Genomic DNA, 8,349 nt, shown 5'->3' on the forward strand with positions numbered 1-8,349 from the left:
TTGGAGGGCTGCTGGGGGGATGGGCAGAACGCCTGTCCTCCCGCACGCTGGCCTGGACCCTCGCCGCAGCAGGAGTCGTCGCGGCGGCGGGCGCGCTGAGCCGACACCAGCCGGGTTCGTGGCGCTGGCCGCGGGCTATGCCGCCTTCCAGATGGTGACCATCGTGGTGGACGCCCGCCTGCAAGCCTTCACCACCAGTCCGTCCCGCGCCACGGTGACCTCGCTCGCCGGGGTCGGCCTCGACTTCGCCGTGATCGCGCTGTGCCTCGCCTACGGCGCCGCCTCACTCGCCGTCGGACCTGCCGTGATCTTCCTGCTCTCCATGTTCATCGTCCCGGCTCTGCGCGAGTCGCCCTCAGCCCACGAGCGCGACTTCCTTGATCCCGTTTCAGAATCCCAGTTTCCTCAGCCATGCAAGCAGGTCATCCTCCCGTTGCGTCGACTGCTCCTTGCTCCACCTCCCCAACTGGCGGGAATCGACCAGTCGGCCATCCCGTAGGTAGATCACGCGATCGGCCCGCGCGGCACAAGCGGGGGCGTGCGTCACCATGACGAGGGTCGTTCCGTCACTGTGCACTTCCGTGAGCGCTTCCATGACCTCGGTCGACATGCTGCTGTTCAACGCGCCGGTCGGCTCGTCCGCGAACAGGATGGACGGTTCGCACGCCAGTGCCCGGCAGAGCGAAGCTCGCTGTAGCTGGCCTCCCGAGACCTGAGTGATGCCGTGCTGCTTGATATGCGCGATCCCGAATCGCTCCATGATGGCGTCGACGCGGGCGACCGCGGCGTCCTTCTCCTTCGGTGCCGCCTTGAAGGCGGGCAGGAGAATGTTGTCACGGATGTTCAGGTTGCTGAGGAAGTGCGCCTGCTGGAAGATGAATCCCATCTTCGTCAGCCGAACACGGCTCATCTCTACGTCACTCAGAGAAGTCAGATCCCGCCCTTCCAGGAAAACCGTTCCACTCGTCGGACGGTCCATTCCGCTGATGCTGTAGAGCAGCGACGACTTCCCGGAACCTGACGCCCCCATCACGACCAGGAACTCACCCTTCCTGACGATCAGGTCAACTCCATTGATGACCTGGGTGGGCGGCTCAGTGGAGTAGTACGTTTTGGCGAGATCCCGGGATTCCAGCATGACGTGATCATCGTGCGGCATGAATGCTCCTATCATGCTCTGAGCCACAGGCTCTTGTCGGCACCGTGAAGCCGCGCGGTGAGAACCACGGCGCCGAGATACCCGGCACCGACCAGAATCACCGGGTAGGCCACGTAGACGAGCAACAGGTTCGGAATGAATGAGAGGTTCGCGATCCCCAGTCCCGCCAGGGAGATGAAGAGGCCGACGAGGGACTCTCCGCCCGTCGCCACGAACCCAAGACCGAGCAATGTCCCGGCGGCCATCGTGAGGAGAGCCTTTCCCTTCACCTGAGCGACAATCTCGCCCATGGAGAAGCCGATGGCGGACAGAATTCCCATCTTCCGTCGTTCTCTCGTCAGACGCAGTTTGAGAAACAGGCCCGTGATGACCACCGCGACACCGATCCCGAAGATGAAGGACATGATGGCAGCGCTCCGGAAGGCGCCGGTTGTGTGCGACAGCGTCTGCTGGACGTACTCCCGCATCGGGATCACGGTGGCCGCCGGAAAGCGCTCGCTGTATTGAGCAGCCACAGCTGCGGGGTCCGCCCGATCGACCGTGTTGGCATAGATCACGTATCCGGATGCGCCGGTCGTCACCTCGCCCTGCATCTTGGCGGTGTGGCCACCACTGGTAACGTCCTGATAGATGCCACTGACGACAACCGTGGCCGATTCACCACCATGGCGAATGGTCAGCTTGCTCCCGGTTGAGAGTTGGAACCTATTCGCGTTCAAGACGGAGAGTGCGATCTGCCCGGGTTCGGGTCGCCCGCCCTCCAAGAACTCGACCGTGGCGCCCGAGTAGTCACCCACTTCGACGCGCAGGGTCTCCCATCCTTCCCCCTCTTGGATCTCGTACAGCTCGTTGGCGAAGACACGCACCTGCGTCAGCTGACCATCGCTCCGCATGCTCGAGAGCACGTCCGCGCGTACCGAGTCGACATCTTTCGAGAACTGCAGATCAGCACGCACGTCGCTCTCCGGGGCCCCCATGTACGTGACGAAGCGGGGACTCTCGAATGTGCTGAGCAGATTCAGCGGGAGCGTCATGAGGACAGTTCCGAGGAAGAAGACGATGGGGATCAGAACCCACTGCCCGCTCTCGGCACGCAGGTCAGAAAAGGCCAGGCGCCGACTGATGCTCCTGCCTCGATAGGAGGCGAGGCTGGTCCGCCGGGCTCGCCTGGCCTGCCGCTTGGCGTGGCGTGCGGTCTGCCGCTCATGGAGAGTGCTGCCGTGGACCAAGGCGTTGACGACCTGGACTTTCCTGACCCCCCTGAGGACACCGCGGCAGATGGCGATGACGAACAGGTAGACGGACAGCAGCGCGAGCACGGGCACCAGGATCGTCGTGAGACCTACCGGCGCCTGGGCGTAATTCACCTGGATACTCCGCGTCAGGAGACCCGATGCGATGACGGCGAGGACGCCACCAATGATGCACGCGAGAAGGGTCATGACACGGTACTTCGAGAGATACAGGCTGACGATCGCCTGGTCGGGAAGGCCGATGGCTTTCATCACGCCGATCTCGCGGACCTCCTCCTCCAGTGTCCCGCGGATCACGAAGCGCAAGCTGAGAAGGGCGATGGCGATGAGGAGGAGGCTCAGGAACACCATGGCCACCGCCACCAGGCCATCACTGAACGCATTGACCAGGCGGATCATCTGGTAAGTGACCGCCTGACCGTTCTTCGGTAAGGCTTTGTCTCCCTCGTACGCGCGCTGGAACTCCGATGCCAAGGATGGATCGGTCAGCCGATACTCAGCGATGATCTCGGGAGTGCCGCCTCCGGCACGGCCGAGTTCCTGGAAGTCCGCTTCGGAGACCAGGAACCGCGTGGCGGAGGACAGCGACGACGCCATCTGCGAATCGCGCACGAACCCACGGATGCGCAGGTCGTGGATCCCGGTGTCCGTCCTGATCGCCAACTTGTCGCCGGCCTGGAGACCGAAGCTCTGCTGATAGGCCACCGGAACGTAGACCTCTCCTCGTGAGGCCTGGGGAATCGCACCCGTCTCGTCGATCAGAAAATCGAATTCCTCCTGCTGCGTCACGAAAAGGTTATCGATCAAGCTGTCGGCAAGATCGCCCGACTCGCCCGTCGAGGGACGGTGCCAGGCGATGGCGGCACTGTCGAAGCCGAGCATCTCTTCGACAAGCCATGCGTCGATCTCCGGGTGGTCCGAGGCGAACCGGGTCAGCGCATCCGGATCGTAATCGCCCTTGTGCATTTGCAAGTAGTGCGGCGGTTTCGCCTCTTCGAAGAGCTGATCGACCGATCCGATCGAGCGCTCCATCACCATGGACCCGGTGACCATCAAGAAGGCGCTGAGGATCAGAAGCACAGCGAGCGCAATATTGACGCCCTTGTCCTTGATCAGCGCGTTGTATGCGTACCGAAAATACGGAGAGTTCCGCTCGTTCACTGGAAATTCTGCATTCCCGGAATCTGCGTGGACATCCACGCCAGTTCATCGGCGGGGGGCGCAGCCCGAAAGCCCGAGGATGCCGGCGACGATGAACCTCTCGGGTCTGGGCGTAAATGGGCCGGTCGCGGGGGTGAGCGCTGTGCGAGGGCTGCATCCAGCGTCGAGGGTGCGTGCTGCGCGATCGAGGTCGTTGTGGCCATGCTCGCAGCCTTCCAGCGGGGCCTCTCCGGCAGTATCCGAGATCATCCGGACCCGTCCCCTGGGCTTGTCCCGGCCGTCCCCTAGGGGTGACCCCTAGGCCGTGTTTCATAAGGCGGCGGCGGTGCTTTCCGGCCGTGCACTACGTTGAGCCGGCCCAAGCAGCAGGTTGACCCACTCTTCCTCCGGCCGGGCGGGCCGGTGGCACCGACCGGTTGCCGGGCTGTCAGTCCGGCTGGGCGGGCCTCCAACATCCAGGTGACGTTCATAGGAGATGTTCGCCTACGCGACTGCGGTGCGGGCCCGGCGCGTGGGCGAAGTATGGCTTCGTGTCAGCCGAGCGGGGTGATGATGCCGGCCAGCTCGCCGGGCATCGAGAGGAATGGCGAGTGGGAGGCGTCGAGCGCGACGACGGAGGTTGGGTTGTCCGGAAAGGCCGCGTCGGCCTCGGAGATGAACTTCGCCTGCACGCCCGGCCGGATCGCCATGTCCCGCGTGCAGGTGAGGTACGTGCGCCGCACCGATCCCCAGCCGTCGTCGGTCAGGGTGGTGGTGCCCAGCATGATGCCGATCGGACCGTCGGGCGTCAGCAGGCCGGTGGCGGCGTCGGCAAGGATCGGGTCCACGTCACCATAGAACGCCTCGTAAAGCCGCTGCCGATACGCCGCGTCGTCCGTGGCCAAGTCGAGCCGCAGCGCGCCGGTCTCTGCCGGGTCGCCCTGTAACAACGGCGCGACCTGGTCATCGGCGGCCTCCGGCATCCGCGTGTAAGCCGCAGCCGGCACGCCAGATGCCGGCATGTACGCGGAAAGGTACACCGCGTGCGCAACCAGCTCTGGCGTCCGCTGGGCCACTCGCGTCAGTACGGGGCCGGCCGCGCTGTGGGCGACCACCGTAACCGGCTCGCCGCCGCCGATCCGCTTGATCTGCGAAGTCAGCAACTCGGCCGCATGGTCGAGACTCACGTCCGCCACGGGCGAAACCTCTGTGCGGACCGCCTCAGGGTTGTACGGCTGTTCAGTGAACCACTGAGGACGGCGAGCGTACAGCCCGTGCCCCGCCATGTCCACCGCTACGGCCAGCCGCCCCGCGGCCACCACATGGGGGACGACTTCACTCCAGCACCAGGAGCCATGCCAAAAACCGTGAACGAACACCAGAGTGGAGGTGGCGGACATGACTGCTCCTTAATGGCGCCTCTGTCAAGGCTCGTGGGATGATCGTGTGGACCTACGCGGCAACGGGATCATGTTACCGACGATAACGCCGGTTTGCGCACATCACGTCTTATGGTCAACGCCGCCGCTGCTCACTGGTCCGATGCGGCGACGCGGTCCATCCACTCGGTCAGCATGCTGCGCTCGGCGGCGGTGAACATGGTCAGCTGCGGCGCGACGGCACGCAGCGCCACCGCGATGCTGATCGGACTGTTTCCGGCGGCGCCGGACTCCTCGGTGGTGACCGTGGCGATGATCGACTCTCGGGCCATGATGGAAAGCGCCGGGTCGCGCTCCTCCTCGGGCAGCGAGATAAGCGTGAATGTCATGCCGCACCCCGCTGCGTGGATCAAATGTGCGGCGCGTTCCTCGCTAACCCGCAACCGGCCCGCCTCGGCGATGCGCTTGACCCTCTTGGCCAGCTCAGCGGAGGCCCGCTGGGCGGCCGGCGATTCGACGCCCGGCCGGGCGTCCCCGTAGATCAGCGAGTAGCAGGCCGGGTTGGCGACCCCGAAACCGACGTGCAGGTCCCAGCCGCGTCGCAGATCCTCGACCGGGTCGTCGGTCTGGTCCAGGGCCTTCTTGCCGGCGAGATAGCTCTCGAATCCGCGACTGGCGACCGCGTCGAGCAGCCCGTTCTTGTCCCCGAAGATCCGGTAGAGCGTCGGCGACTGCACCCCCGCCGCGGCGCAGACCGCCCTGGTCGACACCGCCTCGCGCCCACCCTTGGCGAGCAGGTCGTAGGCCGCCTTGATGATCCGCTCACGCGTGAGGTCCCGCTCCACGGCAGCAACGATAACAGCGTCTGCGCAGCTGGACGGGGGTGCCGCCCGTCGGTGTCAGGCAGGGGTACGGACCGCCACCTGCCTATCGCCCAAGACAAGATCATCGCAGCGCTTTCGTGACCACGTACAAGGAGATGGAGGACCCACATGCCTGAGACAACTCGCCGGGCTGTGCCGGGAACAGTGGCCGGACTGTCAGCCGTCCTGTTCATGGCTGGCACGGCACGGGCCGCGTCGATCGCCCCTTACGAGGACCAGATCCTGCGGCAAAGGGCCGATGCCTTCGGCCGGCAACCCCACTTGCCGATCACGCATTCGCCCGCGGAGCAGGTCGAGCAGCGAGACACGCGGGTCGGCGTGCACGAGGCTGAGCGCCGGACGCAACCGTTCGTCGGTCAGCACCCGTAGCCATCCCGGGGGCAGCGCGGCCTGGCCGACGTAGGCACGCAGCACCCTCCAGCAGGAGGAGCTGGCCGTGCCGCCGGATCGCGAACGCCGAGCCGATCCGGTTCCCGGTCACCTCGTCGAACAGCCGGTCAAGCGTGCCGCGCAGGTTGGTCGCCGCGGCAGCCCTGCGCCCACGGAGCCGCGCCGAGACGTCCGCACGCAGATGGCCCTCGACCCCGTGGAGGGCGGTGCGGACGTTGTCGACCGGGTTGTTCAACACGCCCTCCGGGAGTGCGCCGCCCAGCGCATGCTCTTTGGCCAGTAGGTGGATAGCGAATGGTCTGGGAACTGGTCAGGCGAAGAGCCGACACTCGGCGGGCGGGGTGCTGCGACGGCGAACACCGTGCCGCTGGCGGTGCTGTCTTCGTGCCACTGAGGAAGGCTGATCGATCGTGACTGAACGCGTGCGCGTGCCTGTGCCGGCGGGTGGGCCGTCCGCCGAGGCGCAGGCTGTGCTCGACGCTCTGCCGAGGGATCTGTACGAGCCCGTCGCTGTCATCATCGATCGGCGGGCAGGTGGCCGGTGGAGCTGAGACGTGATCTGGACATTTCCGTTAGCCCACATGTGTGGTTCACCGAGCACGAATGGCGCACCACCACCGACCACTGGGGTCTGGTGAAGTCGCTCGACTGGCCGATGTACGTCAATCCGGCCGGCATGGGCTCCTCCATCGGCATCTCACGTGGCACCTCCATGGAAGAACTGCGCGCGGGCGTAGTGCCGGCGCTGGCCTACGACCGGAGTGGTCGTCGTCGAGCAGGGTGTGACCGCGCGCGAGCTCAGCTGCGGCGTGCTCGGCGGCGACGATCACACACTGCACCGACCTCGGCGCACCGAGATGATGACGCACCGCTGCGGCCGGCAGCTCGATGCCTGGATGATCGCGGTCCTCGCCGACGACCTTCCGGAGCTGCACTACCTCAAAACGATCAAGACGCAGGCGTACGGCCGGGCACCGGCCCCTTGTTATCACGCCGACAGACGGCCGGTCCAGCCGCGCTCGCGACGAGGTTTGGCGTGCCGGGAACGCCACAAAGATCTCCAGACGGTGAACCTTACTTCCCCGGGCGGCATCCAACCCGGTTGTACGAACGGCACAGACACAGCTAGAGAAAGGGCATCCACGGATGCGATCAAAGCTCGCCACCCTGTTCCTCGCCACGCTGGCCGCCGGCAGTTGCGTCCTCGCCGCCGCGTCACCCGCCTCGGCCTCGGATGCGCAGGTCGGCAAACGTAAATGGATCAACTCGGAAATTGGCTGGCAACGGACGGGCGTCTTCGTCGAGCCTGGCGACCTCGTGCAGGTGCACCACGTCGGCGGCAGGTGGACGGTCGACTACCGCAAGTTCCCCTATGTGTCCGCGCGTGGGTACTCCTGGCACGTCGACCGCGAGATCTACCAGGGGTGCAAGATCCTCGGCAACCACACGTACGGCACGCTGATCGGGAAGATCAACGCACACGTCTTCAAGGTCGGCCAGGCAGCCACCTTCCGGGTACACGAGGAAGGCTTCCTCCAGTTGCGCATCAACGACGACGACCGTTGTCTCCGCGACAACGACGGCGCCGTTCGCGTTAAGGTCTCGATCATCGACGAGGGCTGACTGTATTGACACAAGGTTGATGGCCTTGTGAATGGGTGAGGGCCTTCGGTCTGGGGTGGATTGTCACATCTACACCGAACCGGAAGGCCCTCATGTTTTACCCCGACGGCGCCATCCAGTCCCCGGAGACCACCAGGTCCTCGACCCGCGTTTATCGATCACCTTCCCACAGCACGCGGAGGCGGCGGCCGGCTTCGCGCTGGCCGACTGACCTAGCGGTCCGGTGTGTTGGTGCCGTGCAGCTCCTGGTGCCACAGGTCGGCGCAGAGGCGTTGGATGCCGGCTGTCAGGTGGCGGCGGTAGGTGGTGAAGGGGAGGCCGAGTTGTTCCGCGGCCAGTTCCTGGGTGGGTGTGCCGCGGAGGTAGGTGGCGGTCAGGGCGCGGTGGAGCTTGGCTGAGCGTGGATCCTGGCGTAGGTCGTCGATCGCCTGGCGGAGCAGGTTCCCCAGTGCTGTGGCCGGGTCTTGCCTGGCCGGGTTCTGCCCGGCCTGCCCGGCCTGCCTGGCCGGGTTCTTCCTGGC

At 65.5% G+C, this 8,349-nt stretch carries 8 protein-coding genes; 2 read left to right on the forward strand and 6 right to left on the reverse strand.

Annotation, left to right across the window (positions count from 1 at the left end; translation table 11 throughout):
• Positions 1–388 precede the first annotated feature (388 nt).
• The 5 genes from ETD86_RS50540 to ETD86_RS57665 all read right to left on the reverse strand — a co-directional run bounded on the left by ETD86_RS50540 (position 389) and on the right by ETD86_RS57665 (position 6,229).
• The gene (locus ETD86_RS50540) at positions 389–1,159 is read right to left on the reverse strand and encodes an ABC transporter ATP-binding protein (RefSeq protein ID WP_138673753.1); all 771 of its coding nucleotides are present in this window, start codon (positions 1,157–1,159) and stop codon (positions 389–391) included.
• Positions 1,160–1,170: 11 nt separating this feature from the next.
• Positions 1,171–3,573, reverse strand: a complete 2,403-nt coding sequence (locus ETD86_RS50545) for an FtsX-like permease family protein (protein ID WP_138673754.1) — start codon at positions 3,571–3,573, stop codon at positions 1,171–1,173.
• Positions 3,574–4,106: 533 nt separating this feature from the next.
• The gene (locus ETD86_RS50550) at positions 4,107–4,952 is read right to left on the reverse strand and encodes an alpha/beta fold hydrolase (protein WP_138673755.1); all 846 of its coding nucleotides are present in this window, start codon (positions 4,950–4,952) and stop codon (positions 4,107–4,109) included.
• Positions 4,953–5,083: 131 nt separating this feature from the next.
• Entirely contained in the window at positions 5,084–5,776 is a 693-nt protein-coding gene (locus ETD86_RS50555; protein WP_138673756.1) for a TetR/AcrR family transcriptional regulator, read from the reverse strand.
• Positions 5,777–5,971: 195 nt separating this feature from the next.
• Positions 5,972–6,229, reverse strand: coding sequence for a hypothetical protein (locus ETD86_RS57665; RefSeq protein WP_211370838.1), 258 nt, complete (start codon positions 6,227–6,229; stop codon positions 5,972–5,974).
• Between the two features lie 559 nt (positions 6,230–6,788).
• Between ETD86_RS57665 and ETD86_RS60455 the strand changes: the two genes are divergently transcribed.
• Positions 6,789–7,334 carry a hypothetical protein gene (locus ETD86_RS60455; protein WP_425465712.1) on the forward strand — a complete coding sequence of 182 codons (546 nt, stop codon included), beginning with the start codon at positions 6,789–6,791 and terminating at the stop codon, positions 7,332–7,334.
• A 17-nt stretch (positions 7,335–7,351) separates the two neighbouring features.
• Complete coding sequence (locus ETD86_RS50570) at positions 7,352–7,828, forward strand: hypothetical protein (RefSeq protein ID WP_138673758.1); 477 nt, start codon at positions 7,352–7,354, stop codon at positions 7,826–7,828.
• 212 nt (positions 7,829–8,040) lie between these two features.
• Here ETD86_RS50570 and ETD86_RS56335 read toward each other — a convergent pair.
• Positions 8,041–8,349 (reverse strand): hypothetical protein (locus ETD86_RS56335; RefSeq protein ID WP_211370839.1); only part of this gene is annotated, 309 nt, incomplete at its 5' end.

The sequence above is a fragment of the Nonomuraea turkmeniaca genome, assembly GCF_005889735.1.
Taxonomy (GTDB): domain Bacteria; phylum Actinomycetota; class Actinomycetes; order Streptosporangiales; family Streptosporangiaceae; genus Nonomuraea; species Nonomuraea turkmeniaca.